A 22,113-nucleotide genomic window follows, 5' to 3' on the forward strand; every position below is an offset into this window, starting at 1 on the left:
ATGAGACGGGAAAGCGCAGGGGACAATACGCTTTGCCCCCTCAGACACCCGCATGAGGGGGCTTGTCAATGAAAACCTTGGAAAAGAGATTAATTCTGGCAATTCTGTCCCGAGAGACGCAGGACATTGACCTTCCTGCCCTGAATTACTGCCCTATCTGACTCCGGAATTCTTTTGAGGACCTGCAATCAGGTTGCAAAACGCGTTTTCACAATGGAAAGAGCATGGGCCAGGACTGCCTGGGCATCGAGATGATCAGTTTCGACCAGAATTGCGTCATCTGCCTGACGCAAAGGGGAGACGGGACGCTCAGCATCCTTGCGATCTCGCGCTTCAATCTCTGCAGCCAGAAGATCAAGGTCAGCCTGATCCGGCTTGGCCACGCCGTGTAGCTGCTGATACCGACGCAGCGCCCGCACAGCCGCACTGGCCGTAACAAAAAACTTGAGATCGGCATCGGGAAAAACCACTGTGCCGATATCACGCCCGTCAATCACGGCCCCGCTCGCAGTAGCGAATTCGCGCTGACGCTTCAGGAGCGCCGCACGTACGGGTGTCTGTGTTGCAACGGCACTTGCACCCCGGTCGATTTCAGGCACGCGCAAATCATCACGAAGCAGGTCTGCCGGCTGGAGCGCATGAGCGGTCTGCTCGCCGTCATCGGATGCAGGATCGAGTCCTGACAGAATCATCTGACGGGCCACCGCTCTGTAAAGAAGTCCCGTATCCAGATGGGGCAAACCAAGCGCCATAGCGAGCGCCTTTGCCAGAGTACCCTTACCCGCAGCTGCAGGACCATCAACAGCAATAATGAGGCGCATCACAAGGACGCTCCGATTGCCGCCATAAGGGAAACAAACCCAGGAAAGCTTGTATTGATGAAGCCCGTGTCATCAACCGTCACCGGCTTTTCTGCCGCAAGGCCAAATACAATCGCGCTCATGGCAAGACGATGATCCATATGGGTCTCGACCAGACCGCCCCCGAGCCCTTCAGCGCTTCCATTCCCCTCAATGATCATGTCATCACCTTCAACACGCACATCGGCACCATTGGCTTTGAGCAGGGCAACGGTCGCCGCAAGACGGTCGCTTTCCTTGACACGTAGCTCTTCCAGACCGCGCAGACGTGAAGCGCCAACAGCAAAGGCACAGGCCACGGCCAGTACGGGATATTCGTCGATCATCGAAGGTGCACGACTGGCCGGCACATCGACACCACGCAATGTCGCATGACGTACCACCAGATCACCTACAGCTTCACCTCCCTCGATCCTCTCATTCTCGATATCGAGTACTGCCCCCATCTCACGTAGCGTAGTGAAAAGCCCCGTACGCAGCGGATTGAGACCTACGCCAGGCAACCGGATCTCCGAACCCGGAACCAGGCTTGCTGCCACGATCGGGAAAGCGGCCGAAGACGGGTCCGCAGGTACCACCACATCCCGCGCCCTCAGACGGGCACGGCCTTCGAGCGTGATAACCCTTCCACCCGTTGGTGTGAGACCAACATCCACGTTGACACCGAAATGACGCAGCATGTTTTCGGTATGATCACGCGTTGCCACGGGTTCTTCCACACGTGTCTTGCCCGCCGCGTTGAGGCCGGCAAGCAGAATGGCAGATTTGACCTGCGCCGAGGCAACCGGCAAGCGATAGGAGATCGGTGTTGCCTCGCCTGTTCCGATAATCGCCATCGGCAGCTTTTCACCAAGGCGCGTCGCAAAACAGGCACCATTGCCTGAAAGTGGCTGGGTCACGCGACGCATTGGCCTTCCACGCAGACTGGCATCACCGGTCATGAAGCTTGTCAGAGCATGACTTGAGAGAATGCCTGTCAGAAGGCGCGCCGCAGTGCCTGAATTACCCATATCCAGTACATCCGTCGGCTCCGTAAGAGCACCGACGCCCCGTCCGTCGATTATCCAGCGATCCGCCTCCCGGGTAATCGTTGCACCCAGGGCACGCATGGCATCGGCAGTACGAAGGACATCCTCTCCCTCCAGCAGCCCTGTCACGATGGTCCGCCCCTCTGCAAGAGAGGCCAGCATCAACGCGCGATGACTGATCGATTTGTCACCGGGGACGCGAATCGCGCCCTGGAGTGGACCAGGATTACGCGCTACGGACAGAGGAATGGCGGGGGCAGAGGGATGATGTTCCATGATAGCGTTCATTCCGATGCAGCGCCGCGGCTGTCAATTGCCGCAGTCCGTTTTCATGGCTGTTTTAACATGAAAACCCGAGCTTGCATTTGACATGACGTGCGCAAGCTGGCATGGCCCCGTGCTTCGCGGCGCAAGCCGCTCTCCTTCTTTCAACCGGTTCAGGATCGACAGGTAGTCATCATGGCAAAACCAGAACTCGGTCTGAAGCGCATATGCGTCTCTTGTGGCGCGCGTTTCTACGACCTGAATCGCGCTCCCGCGATTTGCCCCAAATGTGGCGCTGAACAGCCCAGCGATCTGCCCCCCCCCAAGCGCGGTGGCGATATTCCCGTCGACCAGACGAAAGACGCTCCGAAAGGCGACGACGATGATATCGACGTCGATCTGGATGCCGATGACGACGGTGATGATGACGTCCTGGAAGATGCGTCCGATCTGGATGATGATGACGACGATCTCGGCTCGGAGATCGAAGTCACGTCAGACAACGACGATAACGAGAATTGATGACGTTGGGAAAAGCCGGTCTGACCGGCTTTTTTCTTTTCTGCATGGCTCCTGTTCCCTCACTGGCAGAAACCGCAGCTCAGTTGAGCAAGGCGCTCGATACGCAGGCCAGTGCCACTGCTGTACTGCAGAGCTACTGCCATCGGCTTTATCCCGGAATGGCTGTTACGGCGATCAGCTCCCCGCCAGCAATCTCTCTCCTCCTTATGATGCCTTTACTCTGGCTCCGGGCGAAACGATCCGTGTACGACATGTGAGCCTGCGTTGCGGGAATATTGCCCTTTCGGATGCATGGAACTGGTATGTCCCCCAGCGTCTGACGGCAGAAATGAACCGGGAACTGGAGACCTCCACGACTCCTTTCGGCCGCGTTGTCGCCTCGCTTCATTTCACGCGCAAACCTCTGAAAAGCCAGATTTCAGATCTGCCGCCAGGTATTCTTCTGCGCAATCGCGCGCTTCTCGCCCGTGGCAATGACGGAAAATCCTTTTCTCTGGTCGAGGAAAATTACCTCATTGCAGGTTTCAAATCGCTAAATAGCTCGAACGAATAGAAATTTGCCTCTCCTTCAACGGGAGAGCTGCCGCCAAGCATCAACCAGAATACGCCATTTGTCCTTCACATCAGAAGCAATGCGATCATCTTGGGTCATGATTTCAAGGCTCTGCTCGACATAGGCAGAAGACTGGGACCGAAAATGATGCTCGACTTCCGCCTGCGCCTCGGCAACGCCAGGAAGACGAAGAAGCCGCCTGATACCGTATTGAATATCTTCCAGTAAAATACGAGCGGGCTGCGGCCCATCGAGATCGAAACGAGTAACAAAAAGCTCAAAAATACCGGGGTTGTTGTATCGGAAATGCTTTTTCTTCAGAACACCGGTTCCATCATTTTCACCACGGGCAAATTTCCAGACGTATTCCTCAAGAGATCGCACATGGTAATGGCAAATAAAAGCATTGTTCGTTGGATGAGCAGAGAAATTGATATCATAATTCGTCAGATCCCCGTTCTTATGCTGCTCTCCGTCAATAGTCATGTAGGGAATAATATCCCGCTCGCGGGAAACAGGATGGTGTGCCGATGCGCCAGAGAACAGGTTGGTTCGGAATGCCGTCTTGAGAAGGACATGCTTCTCTGTTTCGACAAAACGTTCTGCTGACAGAGCCGGTGTCCAGGCAAGGTGACGGTTTGATGTCAGCACCCGCCACGACATCGTTACCGCTTCAGCTCCCTCCCGCTCTCGTGCTTCTAGGAGAGGCGGCAAACGATGATCGACTTCCTTCGAGGGCAAGACCACTTCATCCAGATCGACCACGAGGCACCATCGATAATCAAGGATTTCAGGCAATATCATCAGGGCATGATTATACGCCTTGTCCTGCATGTTGATGCGCTCCGGCGCCGCACCGCTGTTATCAATCCAGATGATCTCACCAGCCTGGGCCAGATGATACAGCAATCTGTCCGATCCGTCCGTAAGGTCGTTGGTATAGATAAAAAACTGCTCCACACCTATACGCCTGTGATGGGCGATCCATTCCAGAAGATAGACACCTTCGTCACGCGCGGTTGCCAGTAATGCGAGGGTTTTCGTGGGGGATATGGCACGCCTAGCGACGCTCAGAAGCCGGGCCCCAATGCAGTAAACCGCATCCTTGCCGATATTCTCCTGAAAGCCCAGGAAATCATACGACGCCCCCGCAGCCTGAACAGACAGGAGCTTGCCGGATTGCCATTCATGAAGACGCTGGAACCCTTCTGAGATCCAGCCGCCCTGCGGTAGCGTGGATAGAATACGAGAACAGAGAGAAGCGACACTTTCCGTGCCTGCCTTGAGATCAGCGATAAAGAGTCTGGCAAAGACGTCCAGTATCCCGGGAGCCAGAAAATCACACATCATATCTAGCAAGTGCGGCAGAAAGGACGGCGGACAGGCAGCGAGCGCCTTCAGAACGGCAGGAGGATCTTCACGCCCCTTGACCAACTCGGCAAAGGCAGCTGCGAAATCCCTGAGGCAGACACTAGGAACGGTGTCAATCGATAGCAACTGGTAACGTTCCCAATCCGATATGAGCTGCCCGTCGAAATAGACACGCCCGGTTCCGTCTTCAGCTCTTGCAAAAAAGGAATTGCGATAACGCTTTAAGGCCCACTTCTCCTCGGGCATCGCAATCACACTCAGGGGTAAAAAGACAGGTGACCAGCCATTCGGACAGGTCGCCGATGGAGCCTCTGGCCATGTTCCGTCCGAACCGATCAGCAGAGCGAAACCAGGCATGAGGGACCAGGTGACCACCACTGTCTCACGGGAAAACTCTTCAGGTCGATGACTCAACAGTCGCGTTGCGGGGTCGAGGTCGAGAAGGGTCTCATGATGGGTCATGATCCGCGTTACGCGACAGGTTACCTGTTCGCCATCGGCCATGCGAAACTGGAATGAGGCCATCTCGTCCGGTACACCTTTTTCTATATCAAGCACGCCACTGTAGATGCTGACCACCATCCAGCGCAATCATCTGCCCAGTTACTGAGGGCATACGCAGTAATGATCGCATAGCAACAACAATTTCCTCTAGATCTGCTCCTGTTTGTAGTGGAGAATTATTACGAATCCTCTCAAAATGCTCATCGCTCTGCCCGATTGCAGGCAGAACCGGGCCAGGACCAATTGCATTGACGCGGATACGTGGTGCAAGCGCAAGGGCCATGGTCTGGGTGAGGGTCCATAGTCCCGCCTTTGAAAGGGTGTAGCTCACAAAATGCGGTGTCGGGTTCCAGACACGCTGATCAAGAAGATTGAGTATCATTCCTTTTGCATCATCAGGCAGAAGACGGGCGAAATCCTGCATAAGCACAAAAGGTGCACGCAAATTAGTTTCGATGTGGCGGTCCCATGAATCACGGCTGGCGTCATGCCATTCATCCCGCTCAAAGACCGATGCATTATTGATCAGCACCCCCACCGGGCCAAGAACATCCCGGGCCTCACTGACGAGGCGTGAGACCTGATCTTCCTGTGAAAGATCCGCCTTCAGAACATGGCCAGGCACATCAAGCGTCCTGAGCAGAGCACGCGCCTCGTCAGCATGGCTTCGACAATGGAGAGCAATCGAGAATCCCTCCTGAGCCAGAGCCACGACCACTGCCCGACCGATGCGCCTGACGCCACCGGTCACGAGAGCTACGCGGGGAATGGCAGGTGATATAGTTGCTCCCCCTCCTGACTCCTGCCTCATTGTGCAGGCCGTCTTGCAGAAAGCGCCGCCGCCAGGGTGCCGTCATCCAGAACATCGAGAGCACCGCCGATGGGCACACCATGACCGACACGCGTCACTGTTACCTCGTAAGCTGCAAGTTTTTCCTGAAGCCAGTGCGCTGTACTGGCGCCTTCGACCGTGGCACCAAGCGCAAGAATGACTTCACGTACCTCACCGGAGGCAACACGCGACAGGAGCGAGGCTGTGTTCAGATCTTCCGGTCCTGTACCGGAAAGCGCCGAGAGCACCCCACCCAGTACCTGATATGTCCCAGGATGCAGGCGTGAACGCTCCAGAGCCCAGAGATCCCCCACGGTCTCGACCACACAGATCAACCCGTGATCACGGGTGGGATCGGCGCAGATACTGCAGGGGTCGCTGCTGTCCAGTGTCCCGCAGACATGACAGCTCCGAACTGAATGCGCTGCTGCCTCCATGGCCTGGGCCAGAGGCAGCAATCTTGCCTGCGGCGCGCGCAGGAGCACAAGCGCCGCTCGCCGCGCCGAACGCGGGCCCAGACCCGGCAGGCGTGATAATAGCTGGATCAGCCTTTCGACATCGCCACCGCCCATCATAGCCCTGCCCTCTCGGAAGAATCAGTCAGAACGGGAATTTCAGCCCGGCAGGCAGGTCGATCCCACCAGTGACCTTGCGCATTTCTTCTGCATTGGCCGATTCGACCTTGGCCTTTGCATCGGCAAAAGCCGCAACGATCAGATCCTGAAGCATCTCAACTTCATTCGGGTCGGCAAGTTTCGGATCAATCCTGATAGCCCGCATATCACCCTTGCCGCTCAGGGCGACACTTACCAGCCCCGCACCGGAGGATCCCTCAATTGTCAGCGCGTTAAGCTATTCTGCACATCTTCCATACGCGACTGCATCTGTGAGGCCTGTTTCATCAAACCCGCAAGATTTTTCATAACTCTTACTCCTTGAAACTAGAAAGAAGACCCGCCCCCAAAATCATGCCAGTCATCATCATCCATCAGATCGGCATCGATAGGGGCAAAGTCCAGATCGGGCGCCGCCGGTTCTGTCGCCCAGCTCTCAGGGGCTTCCAGCTCCTCTGGCGGCAATCCGTATTCATCGAGCGAGAGATCCTTGGGCTCCCCCACGCGCGCATCGGGAAAGACATCGAGAATGGCGCGCAAAAGCGGATGCGCATGCAACTCCTCACGACGCAGCGCGACAATCTCGGCACCCTGTTCATCAAGTGTCGGCTCGCCTTCTTCCTGCGAGGTCTCGATCTGCCATTGACCCGGATAGACGCGCTCAAGCAGGGCCTGAAGCCGTGTCTCGATGCGTGGCGGTGTGCCACGCGCCATGCGCAGCGCGACACGCGGCGGCTCGAAACGCACCAGATGCGCTGAATGGCGCAGAATACCGTGCAGCATCGCCTCTGACTCACGCGCCACGAAGGCCACCATTTCGCGCCAGGAACGCAAAGGCATCGGCGCCTCGACGCTTTCGATCTCAGGTGGCGGCGGCGCCGGTGTCAGAATAGGATTCGGCGCAAGGATTGGCGCTTCATAGGCCACACCGCCATTGGCGACGAGACGCAATGCAGCGCGAGGGCGATCATCACCACCATCGGGTGCGCCCCCGACCATCGCGCCGCGAGCCGTGACACCTGATCCATCGCCAAGTGCGTTACCCGACAAAGCAGCAGAGCCACCGCCTTCCTGCCCGTCAGCCGGCATCTGCATGACCAGACGCGCCAAACGATCGGGGGTAGGCAGCGTACTGGCATAGCAGAGCCGGATCAGCACCATTTCTGCCGCAGCCCGTCGATCGGGGGCCTGTTCAACCTCCTGAACACCCTTGAGCAGGATCTGCCACGCACGGCCGAGCTCGGCATTGGGTAATCTATCAGCGAGCGAGGCACCACGATCGCGCTCTGCCTCAGGCAGTTCGCGGCTATGACGAAGGCTGGGAATGGCCTTCAGACGCGAGATGATATGAATCAGATCGAGCAGATCGGTCAGCAAAATGCCAAGATCGGCACCCTGCGCATAAGCCTGACCGCTGATCTCAAGCGCCTGATCGGCCTTGCCCTGCATCAGCACTTCGAAAAGGTCGAAAACGCTCTGGCGATCTGCGAGACCGAGCATCGCGCTGACCATCGGTGCTTCGATACGTGCTGAGCCTTCCCCCTCGCCCTGGGCGATGGCCTGATCGAGCAATGACAGCCCGTCGCGCACGGAACCGTCGGCGGCGCGGGCGATGAGCGATAACGCCTCATCGGAGAACGCGACCGATTCCTTCTCGGCGATTCCGGCGAAATGCTGCATCAGCATTTCCTGCGGCACACGGCGCAGGTCGAAGCGCTGGCATCGGGACAGCACAGTGACCGGCACCTTGCGCAATTCGGTCGTCGCGAAAATGAACGTCACCTGCTCGGGCGGCTCTTCGAGCGTTTTTAGCAAGGCATTGAACGCATTGCGCGAGAGCATGTGGACCTCATCGATAATGAAGACCTTCATGCGGCCCTGCATGGGCCGAAAGCGCGTTGCCTCGATGATTTCGCGTATGTCGTCTACGCCCGTGCGCGAGGCGGCATCCATCTCCAGCACGTCGGGGTGACGATCGGCGAGAATCGCCGTGCAATTGGCACAGACACCACAAGGTCGGCAGTCGGGCCACCCTGCCCGTCAACGCCGATGCAGTTCAGCGCACGGGCAATGATACGCGCGGTGGTGGTCTTCCCGACGCCGCGCACGCCAGTGAGCATGAACGCATGCGCCACGCGGCCGAGCTGGAAAGCACGGCGCAGAATACGCACCGTTGCGTCCTGACCGATCAGATCGTCGAAATGCTGGGGGCGGTATTTGCGCGCGAGAACGCGATAGGGCCCGCTGCGCTCTGCCGTTTTCCTGGGCTCGGGGGGCGCAACTGGCGCAGGCGCCAAAGGGGCATCGAAGAACCCGCCCTCCTCAATCGGGGGGAGCGGGATATCTTCCGGTGTGGGGGTATCGTCTGAAGGCGTCATGCGCAAAAAAGCGAGACCGGCTGCTTCAGGGGGTGGGAGGCCGAACACATGACCCGAACAAAACTCACTGCGGCTGCTTCCTTCCGGACCTGACCGGGTTCGCAAGCCGTCCGTCCAAGGCCGACCTCCCGGTGCAGGGTTAACACCATTCTGCCTCTTCTGCGCAAGAGGCAGATGCAGGTTTTTTTTACAACCCGCTTGCACCACCATCAGCATGACGACGGTCCCAGCCACCATAGAGCTTCCCGGTTTCGAGCGCATCAACAGAAGGACGCCCGAAAAGAATTCCCTCTGCAACGCCCCAGGGACGATGCGGTGAGAGCGTATAGCCTTCACGTTCCAGGGCCTGCATCACATCGGGGCCAAGCGCACGCGGTTCCAGTTCAATGGCCACCGGCTTCCACTGTTCATGGATGCGTGGCAGGTCAACAGCCTGCTGGATATCCAGACCGCCATCAATCACGCCCAGCACCACTGACAGAATAATGGTTGGAATGCGTGACCCGCCAGGACTGCCAATCACCATGAAAGGTTTGCCATCATGGGAGATGATCGTCGGAGCCATGGAGGAAAGTGGCGTCTTTCCTGGCGCAATGGCGTTAGCCTCTGAACCGACGATGCCGAACATATTGGCACTGCCCGGTTTTGCCGAGAAATCATCCATTTCATCATTGAGGAAGAAACCGGTATCCCCGCCGATCACCCCGGCACCGAACCAGCCATTGAGTGTATAGGTGGCCGAAATGGCAAAACCCGAACGATCGGCGACGGAAAACTGTGTCGTCTCGTGCTTCTCGCGGGTGTCGCTCGCTGCTGGCTGGGCCGCCATGGGCAGGGCTACGCCGGCCACCAGCGAGTCGGAATTGAGCGCATGATCGAGCGGAATACCCTTGCGGATTTCTGCAGCATAAGCCGGATCAATCAGATGGGCGACCGGGTTTTTCACGAAATCGGGATCGCCCAGATCGCGCCGGTCTGAATAGGCATGGCGCATGGCCTCGACCTGACGCTGTACACCGGCAACGCTGCGCAGGCCCAGCGCCTTCATGTCATAGCCAGAGAGGATATCGAGCATCTCGCACAGCGCGACGCCGCCGCCGCTCGGAGGCGGTGCGGTATCAATATCATACCCGCGATAGCGACAGTGAATCGGGGCGAATTCGCGTGATGATAGGCAGCGAAATCGGCAAGGGTCAGAATGCCGCCGTTTTTCTCACTGGCCGCCACAACTTGCTGCGCGATGGCACCCTTGTAAAAAATATCTGCACCCGATTGCGCGATACTGCGCAAAGTCCTTGCAAGCACCTTCTGAACCAGACGATCTCCCTTCTGAAGCGGGGTACCATCAGCACGCAGGAAAATGGCGCGCGCATGGGAATCCTTCCGAAAGGCCTCGGTACTGGTATGCAGCAGATCGGCGTCCCCCTGCCCCAGCACAAACCCCTTTTCCGCCAGAGCAATCGCCGGAGCCATCACCTTGGCGCGGCTCAGCTTGCCCCAGCGGCGATGGATTTCCTCAAGCCCGGCCACGGTCCCGGGTATACCGACAGCACGCCATCCCTCTATTGAAGCCTTTGGATCAACCTTGCCCTGGCCATCCTGATACATAGTGGGGGTTGCTGCCCCAGGGGCACGCTCACGGAAATCAATAAATGTCGTCTTGCCATCAGGCAGACGCAGGGTCATGAACCCGCCACCGCCAATATTACCCGCTGCCGGATAAACAACCGCCAGAGCATAGCCAACAGCGACAGCAGCATCTGCAGCATTACCGCCAGACGCCAGAATCTGGCGACCGGCTTCCGAAGCCAGATGCTGTGCCGACACCACCATTCCACGACTACCTTCAACCGGCCTGACTGGCGTCAATTCAGGATTGACCGTACCGAAGGCGAGCGGATCAAAGGGCATCGTAGCCGTTGCAGGAGTAGCGAGAGCAAGGCACGGCAGAGAAATACCAGTAAAAAGGAGCGACAGAGCTGCCGTCCGGATGCAGACACGCTTCACGTGGATCGTTCCTTGTCAATCAGCAGTATATAAGGGGGTTTGGTGTAGCCCGCAGGGGAAAGCGTAAAGATCTCGTATCCATCCCGCGTTACGGCAAGCATATGTTCGAACTGAGCCGAAAGAGATCGGTCACGCGTAACCGCTGTCCAGCCATCTTCAAGCGTCTTGGTAGCCTCCTTGCCGAGATTCAGCATGGGCTCAATGGTAAATACCATCCCTTCCTGAAGCCTGAGCCCCTTGCCTGGCTTGCCGTAATGCACGACCTGAGGTTCCGCATGAAATTCCCGGCCAATACCATGGCCGCAGAAGTCACGCACGATCGAGAGCCGATGCCCTTCGGCAAAACTCTGGATGGCATGACCCACATCTCCCAGAGTCTTGCCCGGAGCAACTTCGGCAATACCCAGCATCAGGGCCTTGTAGGTCGCCTCCACCAGATTGACTGCCTTGCGCGGCACATTACCTACCAGATACATGCGAGAGGTATCACCATACCACCCGTCAAGGATCGAGGTGACATCGATATTGACGATGTCGCCATCTTTCAGACAACGCTCGCCGGGTATGCCATGGCAGACAACATGATTGATCGAGATACAGCAGGACTTGGGAAAGCCACGATAATTCAGTGGCGCCGGGATCGCTCCATGATCAAGCGTAAACTCGTGAATAAGGGTATTCAGATCATCGGTTTTCGCGCCGGGTACGACATAAGGCGTGATCATATCCAGGGTTGCAGCAGCAAGCTGCCCCGCTTTTCTGAGACCGACGAAATCCTCCTCGGTATGAAGAGGTACCCCGTGATACGTGCTCATGCTGTCCATAAACTGTTACCGCCTCCTGCTACATTCTCTGATCATGCAAAATGTTCAGAGAAAATGCGCGCCAGAGACGTATGGGGCAAGGTCAGGACTGTTTTTTTTACAGTCCCAGACTTCACCCCTTCTGATGACGGGCCTTTTTCTTTGTGGAGACGACATGGCGTGAGGTCGCCATACGGACATTGGCAGCTGCTACCGTATGATGTCTGGCAGCATGAGTCAGAGGCTGATAGCGACGTGGACCATTTGGCGCCTCGGCCACTTCGAATACGGCGCTCGACCCACCTGCGGCACGACCACGACGACGCGTATTACGCGCCAGGACGGTGGGCGGATGCAATGGCGCCATGGGGGCGACACCCTCCGAAGCAAAACCCTGATCGAGTATGCTCGCCATCATGGCATTACGCTGTGGATTGGACCGTGCACCAAGAACAACACCGACCAACCGTACGTTACTGCGCAGGGCCGACGTAATAAGATTGTGGCCTGCCAGATCGGTGTAGCCCGTCTTCATGCCATCAGCCCCGGCATAGGTCTTGAGCATCGGGTTGTGATTGGGGATCATCCGACCATGGAAGGAAAATACAGGCGTCGAGAAATAGTGATAATATTCAGGAAAATCCTGAACCAGATGCTGCGCCAGCATTGAGAGATCACGGGCTGTCGTCACCTGATCGGGATCAGGCAAACCCGAGGCATTGCGGAAAGTGGTGTTCGACATCCCCAGCGCACGGGCCTGTTGGGTCATCATATTGGCAAAACGCACTTCATCACCGCCACCCAGCAACTCTCCCAGTGCGCAGGCAGCGTCATTGGCCGATTTTGTTACCAGACCCAGAATGGCCTGCTGAACCACAAAACGGGTTCCAGGCACAAGACCAAGTTTCGAGGGCGCCTGTGTTGCGGCATGAATCGATACCGGCACAGTTGTATCGGTTGTGATTTCACCAGCCCGCAGAGCACGGAACGCCATGTAGAGGGTCATCAGCTTGGTCAGGGATGCCGGGTAACGCTGAAGATCGGGATCGACTTGCGACAATACTGCACCGCTGTTCACATCCACAACGTAGGAGCTGACATGACCTGCATACTGGGCACGGGCTATTTTTGGCATCCCGATCACGCTTGCACCCAGACAGACGCCCAATGCAGCGCGCGTAAAAACCCTCAGCTTACGGTGCATAACCGCTTTTTCTGCCCCAGGGAGGCTGTTCTCTCTTGCGGACTGCATGCTGTAGGTCACTCGTGCCCCCGGTTGACTGGCGGTTTTCCCATCATAGACAGACGCCTTTCCTGTAGTCCATGATCATCTGCGTCAAATGCGGGGAAATTAAGGTAAAAGCTCCCTGCAAGCGGTTTTTGCAGGTTTGTCCCATGTTAGATCTTTGCGATCATCTATTTCATCCCATATGCTCATGACCATGCACCATCGCGCGACGACCCTCGAGACATCCAGAACGTCCGGCCTTCCTTCCGGCACCCATGCGCTCCCTCGCGCCTCGGCACCCGACACCCCCCCCGAGAAGAATGGAAACGGCGACGAATCACACATCAGCGTTGCTATCCAGGCCCGCCCTGAAACACGACGTCCGGCGATGTACAAGGTCCTGATGCTGAATGACGATTACACGCCTATGGAGTTTGTCGTACATGTATTGGAGCGTTTTTTCTCCAAATCGCGGGAAGAAGCGACAAACATTATGCTGAATGTTCACAAAAAGGGCGTTGGCGTCTGTGGCGTCTTCACTTTCGAAGTAGCAGAAAGCAAGGTAACGCAGGTGATGGATCTCGCGCGGCAGAACCAGCACCCGCTACAATGTATGATTGAAAAGGCCTGAGCCGGCTGCCTGCCGGTTACAGGCCCCGCAAAATCGCCCGGAAAGTACCCTTTTTCTAAACCAGAAACAGCTTACATCCAGTCTCGTTGGCCCGTCACGCTTGACCCAAAGGAGCGCCCCCATGTTGTCTCGTATGCTCGAACAGACGCTCCATCGCGCCCTCACCCTCGCCGGAGAGCGGCGACACGAATACGCGACCCTCGAACATCTGCTTCTTGCCCTGACTGAAGATACCGACTCGGTGACTGTATTCCGGGCCTGCGGCATTGATCTTGAAAAACTCCGCGCCGATCTCACCGAGTTTCTTGACAAGGACCTCGCAGGACTCGCTTCTGACCGCCCTACCGAGCCCAAACCAACAGCCGCTTTCCAGCGTGTTATCCAGCGCGCCGCCATTCACGTGCAATCGACCGGTCGTGATGAGGTAACAGGCGCCAACGTATTGGTCGCGCTTTTTGCCGAACGTGAAAGTCATGCCGTCTACTTCCTGCAGTTGCAGGACATGACCCGCCTTGATGCTGTCAATTTCATTTCCCATGGCATTGCAAAGGCTCCCGACAAATCGAGCCGTCGCGCGCCCAGCGGATCACGTGACAAGGAAGAAGGCGAACGCGAAGAGAAACAGGGCAAGGCCGCCAAGCCGCAGGAAGCTCTGGCCGCCTATTGCGTCGACCTTAACAAGCGCGCTGAAGACGGCAAGATCGACCCGCTGATCGGACGTGACAGCGAAGTCGAGCGGACCATCCAGATCCTGTGCCGTCGCACGAAAAACAATCCGCTTTATGTGGGCGATCCCGGCGTGGGCAAGACGGCGATTGCCGAAGGCCTGGCCAAGCGTATCGTTGAAGGCGATGTACCTGAAGTCCTGCTTGACGCAACCATCTTCTCGCTCGACATGGGCGCGCTGCTGGCCGGAACACGCTATCGCGGTGATTTTGAGGAGCGTCTCAAGGCTGTGGTCACTGAGCTGGACCAGACGCCGGGTGGCATTCTATTCATTGACGAGATCCATACCGTTATTGGCGCGGGCGCAACTTCGGGCGGGGCGATGGATGCCTCCAACCTGCTCAAGCCCGCCCTTGCCGCCGGTACACTGCGTTGCATCGGGTCGACCACTTACAAGGAATATCGCCAGCATTTCGAAAAGGATCGCGCCCTAGTGCGTCGCTTCCAGAAAATCGATGTGCCGGAGCCCTCGATCAGCGATACCATCAAGATCCTTCGTGGATTGAAAGGTAACTACGAGCGTCACCATAAAGTCCGTTATACTGACGATGCTCTCAAGGCAGCGGTCGAGCTTTCGGCAAAATACATGCATGATCGCAAACTGCCGGACAAGGCGATCGATATCATTGACGAAGCCGGCGCATCGCGCATGCTCCTCCCCGAAAGCAAACGACGCAAGACGGTCACGCTCAAGGATATTGAGGAAATCGTGGCCAAGATCGCGCGCATCCCGCCCAAATCGGTCTCAACCGATGACCGTGAGACTCTGCGTCTGCTGTCACGTGATCTTAAAAACATGGTCTTCGGTCAGGATCGCGCCATTGAGGCCCTTACCTCGGCCATCAAGCTGGCACGCGCCGGGCTGCGTGACCCCGAGAAACCGATTGGTAATTATCTGTTTTCGGGCCCAACTGGCGTCGGCAAGACAGAAGTCGCCAAACAACTCTCTGCCTCACTCGGTATCGAACTGATCCGCTTCGACATGTCAGAATATATGGAGCGCCACTCCATATCACGGCTGATCGGGGCCCGCCGGGCTATGTTGGTTTCGATCAGGGCGGCCTGCTGACCGATGCAATCGACCAGCATCCCCACGCCGTACTCCTGCTCGATGAAATTGAGAAAGCGCATCCGGAACTCTACAATATCCTGCTGCAGGTCATGGATCATGGCCGTCTGACCGATCACAACGGCAAGACGATCGATTTCCGCAATGCCATCCTGATCATGACAACCAACGCAGGCGCTGCAGATCTGAGCAAGGAAGCTCTAGGTTTTGGACGTACCGATCGCGTGGGCGAGGATGAAGACGCGATCAAGCGGCTGTTCACCCCCGAGTTCCGCAATCGTCTGGATGCGATTATTCCGTTTGCCAACCTCACTCCGGAAACTGTCGGGCGTGTGGTGGAAAAGTTTGTTCTGCAGCTTGAGGCCCAGCTGGCTGACCGTCATGTGACAATCGAAATCACTTCTGCTGCCAAGGAATGGCTGGCTGAACGAGGCTATGATCGCCATTATGGCGCCAGACCGCTTGGACGCGTCATTCAGGACAACATCAAGAAACCACTCGCAGAAGAATTACTCTTCGGTGCTCTGGTTAATGGCGGGGCCGTACGGATTGGGCTGAAGGACAACGCGCTCAGTTTCGAATTCCTTGAAGCCACGCCTGCAGCAAGCAAGACAGGTGAGGAAGATTCCGATGAACGATCGGAAGCAACCAGCAATAACTAGGATCTGCTTTCTGGATCCCAGCAAAAAAGCGGTGGGGAGACCCACCGCTTTTTTTATTCGTATCGTTTTCCGTTGACCTGAACATAGCCGGGGCTGGCCCAGTGCCGCCCTGTGCCATGATGAGTCCAGTCAATGCCCTGACTGCGGGCAGAGTCGAAATAATAACGCCCGACAACGTCTACCGCATCGCCTGTTTTGACCCAGGGCCAGTCCGGCGCCTGCATGCGGTCAAGATCGGAAACGATGCGTATCTGACGACCAGGCGCCACCTGCATGATAAAGTACCCATGCACCCCGCTACGTGTGCGGCGAGATCTCTCTGTTACAGAAATCACCTCACCACAGACATGCTCGGGGAGGTCAACGCGTGTCGGCCCGGTTTGAAAAAATCCCGCCTGATCAGAGAGGAATTTCTGGTTGTCGCATTGCACAGGTGCAATCTGTGCCTGCGCCGCGCCAAGCGTCAGCATAACCAGACACCCTGCGACCAGAAGCGCGCGCCCATTGCGAACTGCGTAAGGGGAAATATTCATTTCTTGTGCAATGTCTCCGGCTTATGTGCCGCTTTAGCGCCCGTTTTGTTACTCTCGACAAGAATCTTGGGGTCGTCCTTTGACGCCTTGATCTCATTCTTCTTGATCTTCATGGGCTTGGTCACCGTTTTAAGCACGTGGCCTTCCGTCTCCCCGTTGCTGGTCTTCCAGGTAACATCATCACCTTTTTTGAAGTCTTTCACCGACATGAGTCCTGTCCTTGCTGTCCAAGGCACGAACGCGTTGAGCAGCCCCCATGTTTCCAACCAGCCCAGCTTGACCCATAAAAAAAGCCGCTCTGCGCGAGCGGCCCTTTTTTGCATAATGAGTTCGCAATTCAAGCCGCGATGGACTTATGGCTCGTCTGCGCCTCAAGAATCTGCTTGAGGATTTCCGGGAACTCCGAGAGGTGGCCAATACGCAGCAAACCCGGCCAGCTTGGTGCAGGCTTGTCGAGATCACGCAGGAGAACACAGGCCATACCGGCACGACGGGCCGCTTCTGCACCGGTATCGGAGTCTTCCAGCACAATACAGTTCTCGGGACCAACACCCTCAAGTTCGGCTGCATGGAGATAGAGGTCCGGGCGCGGCTTGGGCATTTCGAGATCACGACCCGAGTGAATGCGTTCTTCTTCAAGCAGCTCATCCAGACCGGTACTGGAAAATTTAGCTTCCATCTCCGCACCTGAGGAATTCGAACCAATACGGATCGGCAAACCAAGATCATGAACGCTCTGCAGCATTTCATGAGCACCGTCGATCGTCTCTGCTTCGGTTTCCATCATTTTGACGATGCGATCCTGCATCATCATGTCCCAGTCTGCGGGCATTTCCTTGCCGGTCTCACGACCGATGCGTTCACCGATCTTGACCAGTTCACCACCCGTAAAAATCTTGTGGGCTTCTTCATTCGAGAGATCCCAGCCGTGATGACGGGCTTCTTCAGCCATTTTTGCCGTGGAGAGATGTTCACCATCAACGAGCACGCCATCACAATCGAAAATGACGAGTTTCAGTGAACCGTCTTCACGAATGGCAGCGGGAATTTCAGTGGCGTGGGCAGAGGCTACGGTCATGGCATTGTCCTTTTCGGTGCATGCGTATGCGTCGCTCGACACACCCGCATTCAGGGTTGGGGCAATCACGAAATCGTGTGTATGACGCAAACATAGTCATTGAAAATAATAATTCAAGGAAAAAATACCCAATGACGCTCAACGTGCTACGCAAGAAGGAAACACCCTCTCATCATCGATAAATATGACAATATTATTAAAAAACAATAATATGAGAGGAAATTATTTCATAGAAAGATATTTACGCGACATTCAGATATGACATGTATAATAGAAAATATACATATCATATTATCTATAATTCCTGATATATACTTCCAAACCTGAAAAAATCAGGAACAATGATCATTCAGCTATCAGAGCTCCTGTCAGCCAGAGCTTCGTCGTCACACCACATGAGCCATAGAGCGTTTGTAGATCGCTGCAGTTCAGTGAAGATGTAATTCTTGTGGCTATCTCCAGAATATCTCTAAAACTACCAGGCATGATTTGGAGAGACCTGCCAGCCTCACGAAGTACCATCATCTCGCAAGCATCTCCATCATGAACGAGAAAGACAAAGCAGCAACATATCTGGTCCGAGTATTGATCAGGTGCCGGCATTCAGAAGCTCGTCAAAGGAACAGGCTGACGGGAATTACCGAAACCCACCTTTCTTTCACTTCAAGCTGATCTTTGTTCTTCGATGTCGAGCATACTCGTGCTGACCTTCCTTGCACCGAGGCTCGCCCGGTAACCCTATCCCAACAAGACAAACAAAACTGCGACAACCATGGCCGATACGCTTACAGATTTAAAAAAGCACTTCGAGCGCATGTTCAACAAAATCATGGACTGACCACATGTCACAATCTGATTTGATGAGACCACACGCTCACATCTGGACTTCCGTTCTGTCGTCCTGAGTTCCTGGAAGGCCAGCTCCGTCCATAAACGCTGACGTAAGTCATATCAAAATGTAATACCTGCTCTAAGCCCTACAATATTCCCTCCCGTCGGGCCAATATAGGGACCCTTTTTGTTATCGACATGAGCATGGGTATAGTTGAGCATCAATCGCATGTAATCAATCAACCACCAGTTCACCCCTGCAGTAAGCGACCACCCTCTCGTGCCGCCTTGCATTTTCCATCCATCCAGCCAGTCTGCTCGACCGGCGATTTCCCAAGCGCCAATTCCTCCATGGGTCACAGGTCGAGTACACGAGGGGAAGCCCATTGACCCGTAAGAGCGTAATAGTTGGGTGTTTCGCCTGTTAGAAAAATACCAGTCTGCACGCTGGCGGCTTGAACGGTGCCTTGGCGATGATCAAAATCCATAGCACCGTAGGTGTGCCTGAACTTGATATCGCGTATCCCATACTCGCCAAGCACCCATGCTGTCTTCCAGATGCCGAAAGCTTCCAATCCGCCAGCCATGGAATTTGCGATAGGCAACGTATTGATTCGCGCTGAAAAGGCATCATTGGTGCGCGCGAGCATACGTATATTCTGGGAGAAATTAGCGCCCGGCTTGACATCCTCATAAAATCCCCAGACTCCCAGATGCACTAGTGCATCCTTGTTTCTCCAGGGGATCCAATGCGCGCGAAAGGAATACGTCAGATCATCACGCAGATTGTTTGATATGTTAGTGGAGTTGACATTGTTACCCGTTATCTGCGTGGCAATATGCCAGCCTTCGCCATAGATTTTGAATGTTGCTCCGAGCCCGTACCACCCCCTGACCGGCAGGATGGATGTAGCGACCAGATCGCGATCCAGAAATACAGTTTCGGCCGAACCGGTAGAGCCGTCGAACCCGCGATCATTAAACTTGTTACCGAGCGTATATTCTACCAGATGTTTTGCCATACGGTCACTCCACGTAGCATAAGCACTCATCACCGAGACCCGGTTGTTCGAGTAATCTCCTTCAAATACCCAGGACAGCTGCCTTGCACGGCCTTCAACACCCAGCCTGACAGCGCGCAGACTTGTTCTGGAGACATTCTGATCGTGAAATTTCGATCCAAATGCCGATCCGTAATCAAACAGAATCCGACCACGAATTCTGAAGGCGTACTGCTTGTCTGGCGTTGTAAATTCCGGAAGTCCTTTACCCCATTTCAGGACAAGCCCACCGACATGCGTCGTTCGCCCCGCATAAGGAATGGACGAATCCACCCCCATGACCGGCGAAGAGTTGAGCGGAATCGCAGATACCGCCCCCCAGGATCCAGGAGCCGCAGCCTGCTCCGGATAGCGTGTACCGCCCTGTCCTATACTTCCGCCCTTTCCGGGAGGAGCGGACGACAAAGGTACGGTCGCAAAGTCGGATGAGGCAATCTGCAACGTAGGTGACTGTGAGCGGGCCGTCGAGGACGATACCTCTTTGCTTGACTTTACTGTCGGCGAAAGCGCTTTTTGCGATGTCTGGTCAGCCAGTGCCGTATCCGTCTTCTGACTGACCGCGATCGCTGCAGCTGGCGGAACGGCCTGGGCTCCACGTACCCCATGCGTTTTACGTATAGCCGGTTTATGACCTTCGAGAACTGCAAGTCTTGCCTGCAGATCGTGGATCTGCTGCGCCTGGGCTTTGACGAGAGAGGCCAGAGCCTGCATGTCGATTTCGTTCTTCCTGACAGAGGCTTCGGCCTGTGATCCCAGAAATGTCACGAGAATTACGGGGGCCAGAGCCCGACGCCCTGATACGACGGACTTTGGATAATCATTAACCGGAGCAGAAACAGAACTCATGATTGTCCTGCCTCCTGTTTGTAAGGACGGGCAATCAGCGCTGCTACCAGCCCGCACAGGGCCGCGAGCGAAAGCCAGGCCCCGGGTATGGATCGATCACCCGTTGCATGAATAAGCCAGGTGCAGATCATCGGGGTAAAACCACCGATGCAGGTTGCAAGGCTATAGGCGAATGAGAAGCCCGTTGTGCGAATACGCGGCGGGACGATTTCAGTCAGCCAGACAACTGCAGCACCATTATATGCGCTGTAAAGAACAGCAAGAACCATCTCGACGAGCAGAAGGCGACCGAAACTCGGTGCCGAAACAAGCCAGTTCATCATCGGCCATGCAGAAGCAAGGGCAAGGAGCGTCGCTGAGATAAGCAGCTTGCGTCGACCAACCCGATCCGACAATGCACCAAAGCAAGGAAGCAAAACGAGATTGGTCAGTCCGACACAGAGTGTGACGGCAAGACTTTCGCGATTTGTCAGATGGAGAACACGCGTTCCGAAAGAAGGAGTATAGGCCGTAATCACATAAAACGATGTTGTGGTCATCATAACGGTCAAAATCCCCGTACCGACGATCTTCCACTCCTTGCAAAGCATATGCACGACTTCACGAAACTTCGGCGGCGCATGTGTTTCACGAAAGCTTTGGGTTTCCTGCAGGTTGCGTCTCAGGAAAAACAGGACGGGCACAATAAGGCATCCCAGAATGAGAGGAATGCGCCACCCCCACGCGGCCATGGCCTGATGATCAAGGTAAGTTGTCAATACAACACCGAGCAATGCTGCGCCGATAACGGCAACCTGCTGCGATGCAGACTGAAAGGCCACAATGAAGCCTTTCGTTCTTTCTGTAGCAATTTCAGATAGATAGACAGAGGTTGAACCCAGTTCTACCCCTGCGGAAAAACCCTGCAGAAGCCGGCCACACAGTACGAAGAAAGGCGCCAGTAACCCGATACTCGCATACCCTGGTGTCAATGCCAGAGTTGCTGTGCCAATTGACATGAGGGCAAGCGTCAATATCAGACCCTTACGTCGCCCGATACGATCGACATAGGCTCCCAGTACAAGCGCCCCGAGGGGCCGCATTAGAAACCCTGCGCCAAATGTCGTGAAAGAAAGTAAAAGTTCTGCGTGCTTGTCTTCGGAAGGAAAAAAAGCAGTACCTATAGCTGCGGCGTAATAGCCAAATATCATGAAATCGTACATCTCAAGCATGTTACCGCTTGCGACCTGACCCACTGCTTTCATGCGCTCAAATCTTGTTACGGGCGACTTCTGCCCCAAGGTCACGGCATCCTGAGTTTCGACCTCACAATCTGTCGCGTCTACGGTTCTCATGTCGCTATCCCCTACTTATCACAGGATAAGGACGCTCATTTTCTGCATATATTTTTAGCCATAGATACAAACAAAATGGTGATGTAACGAAATCAAGAGCTATTGTTGATGAAAAAAATTGCACAGTAGATGTACGAAATTGACTGGATTATCCCATTTATAGGTAGAGCTGGATAAATTAGTTAACATGATCAATACATCAGACATTTTTATCAAAGCGTTTCTATTTACTCTAACGGGGCATTCCTATCCACCCACCGCAGATAATCGTTAACTCATTAACGAAATAATCTGAACCGCCATCCAGATGTAAAGTGGCAACATCTGCCGTCCTGTCACGACAAGGGTAACGATATTTTCGGGCACTATTATTATTGT

The 22,113-nt window shown here is 55.3% G+C and carries 17 protein-coding genes, 1 other RNA gene and 4 pseudogenes; 5 read left to right on the plus strand and 17 right to left on the minus strand.

All coding sequences use genetic code 11. From position 1 onward, the window contains the following. Positions 1 to 188 precede the first annotated feature (188 nt). Positions 189 to 821 (minus strand): (d)CMP kinase, encoded by a 633-nt coding sequence (gene cmk, locus JCM25354_RS00180; RefSeq protein ID WP_025884508.1) that lies wholly within the window; start codon positions 819 to 821, stop codon positions 189 to 191. Beyond that, the gene (aroA, locus tag JCM25354_RS00185; RefSeq protein ID WP_243443808.1) at positions 821 to 2,164 is read right to left on the minus strand and encodes a 3-phosphoshikimate 1-carboxyvinyltransferase; all 1,344 of its coding nucleotides are present in this window, start codon (positions 2,162 to 2,164) and stop codon (positions 821 to 823) included. The genes cmk and aroA overlap by 1 nt, the downstream gene beginning before the upstream one ends. 183 nt (positions 2,165 to 2,347) lie before the next feature. Between aroA and JCM25354_RS00190 the strand changes: the two genes are divergently transcribed. From JCM25354_RS00190 to JCM25354_RS19575, 3 genes are read left to right on the plus strand one after another with little or no spacing between them, the layout of a single operon-like run. Next, positions 2,348 to 2,674: a TIGR02300 family protein gene (locus JCM25354_RS00190; RefSeq protein ID WP_025884510.1), complete on the plus strand. Its 327-nt coding sequence runs from the start codon at positions 2,348 to 2,350 to the stop codon at positions 2,672 to 2,674. Continuing rightward, positions 2,674 to 2,931, plus strand: coding sequence for a hypothetical protein (locus tag JCM25354_RS19570; RefSeq protein WP_051537104.1), 258 nt, complete (start codon positions 2,674 to 2,676; stop codon positions 2,929 to 2,931). Before JCM25354_RS00190 ends, JCM25354_RS19570 begins: the two co-directional genes overlap by 1 nt. Beyond that, on the plus strand, positions 2,928 to 3,227 hold the full coding sequence (locus tag JCM25354_RS19575) for a hypothetical protein (RefSeq protein WP_051537106.1): 300 nt from the start codon (positions 2,928 to 2,930) through the stop codon (positions 3,225 to 3,227). Before JCM25354_RS19570 ends, JCM25354_RS19575 begins: the two co-directional genes overlap by 4 nt. 15 nt (positions 3,228 to 3,242) lie before the next feature. On the opposite strand, the gene JCM25354_RS00200 is transcribed toward JCM25354_RS19575, so the two are convergent. The 9 genes and pseudogenes from JCM25354_RS00200 to JCM25354_RS00235 all read right to left on the minus strand — a co-directional run bounded on the left by JCM25354_RS00200 (position 3,243) and on the right by JCM25354_RS00235 (position 12,940). Further along, positions 3,243 to 5,180 carry a glycosyltransferase family 2 protein gene (locus JCM25354_RS00200; RefSeq protein WP_025884511.1) on the minus strand — a complete coding sequence of 646 codons (1,938 nt, stop codon included), beginning with the start codon at positions 5,178 to 5,180 and terminating at the stop codon, positions 3,243 to 3,245. Beyond that, positions 5,149 to 5,913, minus strand: coding sequence for an SDR family oxidoreductase (locus JCM25354_RS00205; protein WP_035446527.1), 765 nt, complete (start codon positions 5,911 to 5,913; stop codon positions 5,149 to 5,151). The genes JCM25354_RS00200 and JCM25354_RS00205 overlap by 32 nt, the downstream gene beginning before the upstream one ends. Then, positions 5,910 to 6,506 carry a recombination mediator RecR gene (recR, locus tag JCM25354_RS00210; RefSeq protein WP_025884513.1) on the minus strand — a complete coding sequence of 199 codons (597 nt, stop codon included), beginning with the start codon at positions 6,504 to 6,506 and terminating at the stop codon, positions 5,910 to 5,912. Before recR ends, JCM25354_RS00205 begins: the two co-directional genes overlap by 4 nt. Positions 6,507 to 6,534: 28 nt before the next feature. Then, a pseudogene (locus JCM25354_RS15475) lies at positions 6,535 to 6,857 on the minus strand (YbaB/EbfC family nucleoid-associated protein). A gap of 18 nt (positions 6,858 to 6,875) precedes the next feature. After that, a pseudogene (locus JCM25354_RS15480) lies at positions 6,876 to 8,926 on the minus strand (DNA polymerase III subunit gamma/tau). 32 nt (positions 8,927 to 8,958) lie between these two features. Beyond that, an RNA gene (ffs, locus tag JCM25354_RS20455) (signal recognition particle sRNA small type) lies at positions 8,959 to 9,055 on the minus strand. Positions 9,056 to 9,113: 58 nt separating this feature from the next. After that, positions 9,114 to 10,837, minus strand: a pseudogene (gene ggt, locus JCM25354_RS15485) (gamma-glutamyltransferase). Positions 10,838 to 10,929: 92 nt separating this feature from the next. Continuing rightward, positions 10,930 to 11,748: a type I methionyl aminopeptidase gene (gene map / locus JCM25354_RS00230; protein ID WP_025884514.1), complete on the minus strand. Its 819-nt coding sequence runs from the start codon at positions 11,746 to 11,748 to the stop codon at positions 10,930 to 10,932. Between the two features lie 121 nt (positions 11,749 to 11,869). Then, a complete protein-coding gene (locus tag JCM25354_RS00235) occupies positions 11,870 to 12,940 on the minus strand; it encodes a D-alanyl-D-alanine carboxypeptidase family protein (protein WP_408734970.1) in 1,071 nt (356 codons plus the stop codon). Positions 12,941 to 13,178: 238 nt separating this feature from the next. On the opposite strand from JCM25354_RS00235, the gene clpS reads away from it, so the two are divergent. Both clpS and clpA read left to right on the plus strand, forming a co-directional pair. Then, on the plus strand, positions 13,179 to 13,595 hold the full coding sequence (clpS, locus tag JCM25354_RS15490) for an ATP-dependent Clp protease adapter ClpS (RefSeq protein WP_025884516.1): 417 nt from the start codon (positions 13,179 to 13,181) through the stop codon (positions 13,593 to 13,595). Between the two features lie 121 nt (positions 13,596 to 13,716). After that, positions 13,717 to 16,052, plus strand: a pseudogene (gene clpA, locus JCM25354_RS15495) (ATP-dependent Clp protease ATP-binding subunit ClpA). Positions 16,053 to 16,105: 53 nt separating this feature from the next. On the opposite strand, the gene JCM25354_RS00250 reads toward clpA, so the two are convergent. The 6 genes from JCM25354_RS00250 to tcuC all read right to left on the minus strand — a co-directional run bounded on the left by JCM25354_RS00250 (position 16,106) and on the right by tcuC (position 21,735). Continuing rightward, a complete protein-coding gene (locus JCM25354_RS00250) occupies positions 16,106 to 16,522 on the minus strand; it encodes a DUF3465 domain-containing protein (RefSeq protein ID WP_148301339.1) in 417 nt (138 codons plus the stop codon). Positions 16,523 to 16,581: 59 nt separating this feature from the next. Then, positions 16,582 to 16,794: a hypervirulence associated TUDOR domain-containing protein gene (locus JCM25354_RS00255; protein WP_025884518.1), complete on the minus strand. Its 213-nt coding sequence runs from the start codon at positions 16,792 to 16,794 to the stop codon at positions 16,582 to 16,584. Between the two features lie 128 nt (positions 16,795 to 16,922). Beyond that, positions 16,923 to 17,663: an HAD family hydrolase gene (locus JCM25354_RS00260; RefSeq protein ID WP_035446558.1), complete on the minus strand. Its 741-nt coding sequence runs from the start codon at positions 17,661 to 17,663 to the stop codon at positions 16,923 to 16,925. Between the two features lie 951 nt (positions 17,664 to 18,614). Next, on the minus strand, positions 18,615 to 18,854 hold the full coding sequence (locus tag JCM25354_RS20460) for a porin (RefSeq protein WP_159103419.1): 240 nt from the start codon (positions 18,852 to 18,854) through the stop codon (positions 18,615 to 18,617). Beyond that, the gene (locus JCM25354_RS00265; RefSeq protein ID WP_025884520.1) at positions 18,851 to 20,401 is read right to left on the minus strand and encodes a porin; all 1,551 of its coding nucleotides are present in this window, start codon (positions 20,399 to 20,401) and stop codon (positions 18,851 to 18,853) included. Before JCM25354_RS00265 ends, JCM25354_RS20460 begins: the two co-directional genes overlap by 4 nt. Then, entirely contained in the window at positions 20,398 to 21,735 is a 1,338-nt protein-coding gene (tcuC, locus tag JCM25354_RS00270) for an MFS transporter (protein ID WP_084294576.1), read from the minus strand. Before tcuC ends, JCM25354_RS00265 begins: the two co-directional genes overlap by 4 nt. Positions 21,736 to 22,113: the final 378 nt, after the last annotated feature.

The organism is Asaia prunellae JCM 25354 (assembly GCF_000613885.1).
GTDB lineage: Bacteria > Pseudomonadota > Alphaproteobacteria > Acetobacterales > Acetobacteraceae > Asaia > Asaia prunellae.

Coding starts and splice junctions, on each gene's coding strand:
- recR (WP_025884513.1), bottom strand. CDS start 6,506: ATGGGCGGTGGCGATGTCGAAAGGCTGATCCAGCTATTATCACGCCTG.
- JCM25354_RS00200 (WP_025884511.1), bottom strand. CDS start 5,180: ATGGTGGTCAGCATCTACAGTGGCGTGCTTGATATAGAAAAAGGTGTA.
- cmk (WP_025884508.1), bottom strand. CDS start 821: ATGCGCCTCATTATTGCTGTTGATGGTCCTGCAGCTGCGGGTAAGGGT.
- JCM25354_RS19570 (WP_051537104.1), top strand. CDS start 2,674: ATGACGTTGGGAAAAGCCGGTCTGACCGGCTTTTTTCTTTTCTGCATG.
- map (WP_025884514.1), bottom strand. CDS start 11,748: ATGAGCACGTATCACGGGGTACCTCTTCATACCGAGGAGGATTTCGTC.
- JCM25354_RS00205 (WP_035446527.1), bottom strand. CDS start 5,913: ATGAGGCAGGAGTCAGGAGGGGGAGCAACTATATCACCTGCCATTCCC.
- clpS (WP_025884516.1), top strand. CDS start 13,179: ATGCACCATCGCGCGACGACCCTCGAGACATCCAGAACGTCCGGCCTT.
- JCM25354_RS00235 (WP_408734970.1), bottom strand. CDS start 12,940: ATGCACCGTAAGCTGAGGGTTTTTACGCGCGCTGCATTGGGCGTCTGT.
- JCM25354_RS00250 (WP_148301339.1), bottom strand. CDS start 16,522: ATGCTGACGCTTGGCGCGGCGCAGGCACAGATTGCACCTGTGCAATGC.
- JCM25354_RS00265 (WP_025884520.1), bottom strand. CDS start 20,401: ATGAGTTCTGTTTCTGCTCCGGTTAATGATTATCCAAAGTCCGTCGTA.
- JCM25354_RS00190 (WP_025884510.1), top strand. CDS start 2,348: ATGGCAAAACCAGAACTCGGTCTGAAGCGCATATGCGTCTCTTGTGGC.
- JCM25354_RS00255 (WP_025884518.1), bottom strand. CDS start 16,794: ATGTCGGTGAAAGACTTCAAAAAAGGTGATGATGTTACCTGGAAGACC.
- JCM25354_RS00260 (WP_035446558.1), bottom strand. CDS start 17,663: ATGACCGTAGCCTCTGCCCACGCCACTGAAATTCCCGCTGCCATTCGT.
- tcuC (WP_084294576.1), bottom strand. CDS start 21,735: ATGAGAACCGTAGACGCGACAGATTGTGAGGTCGAAACTCAGGATGCC.
- aroA (WP_243443808.1), bottom strand. CDS start 2,164: ATGGAACATCATCCCTCTGCCCCCGCCATTCCTCTGTCCGTAGCGCGT.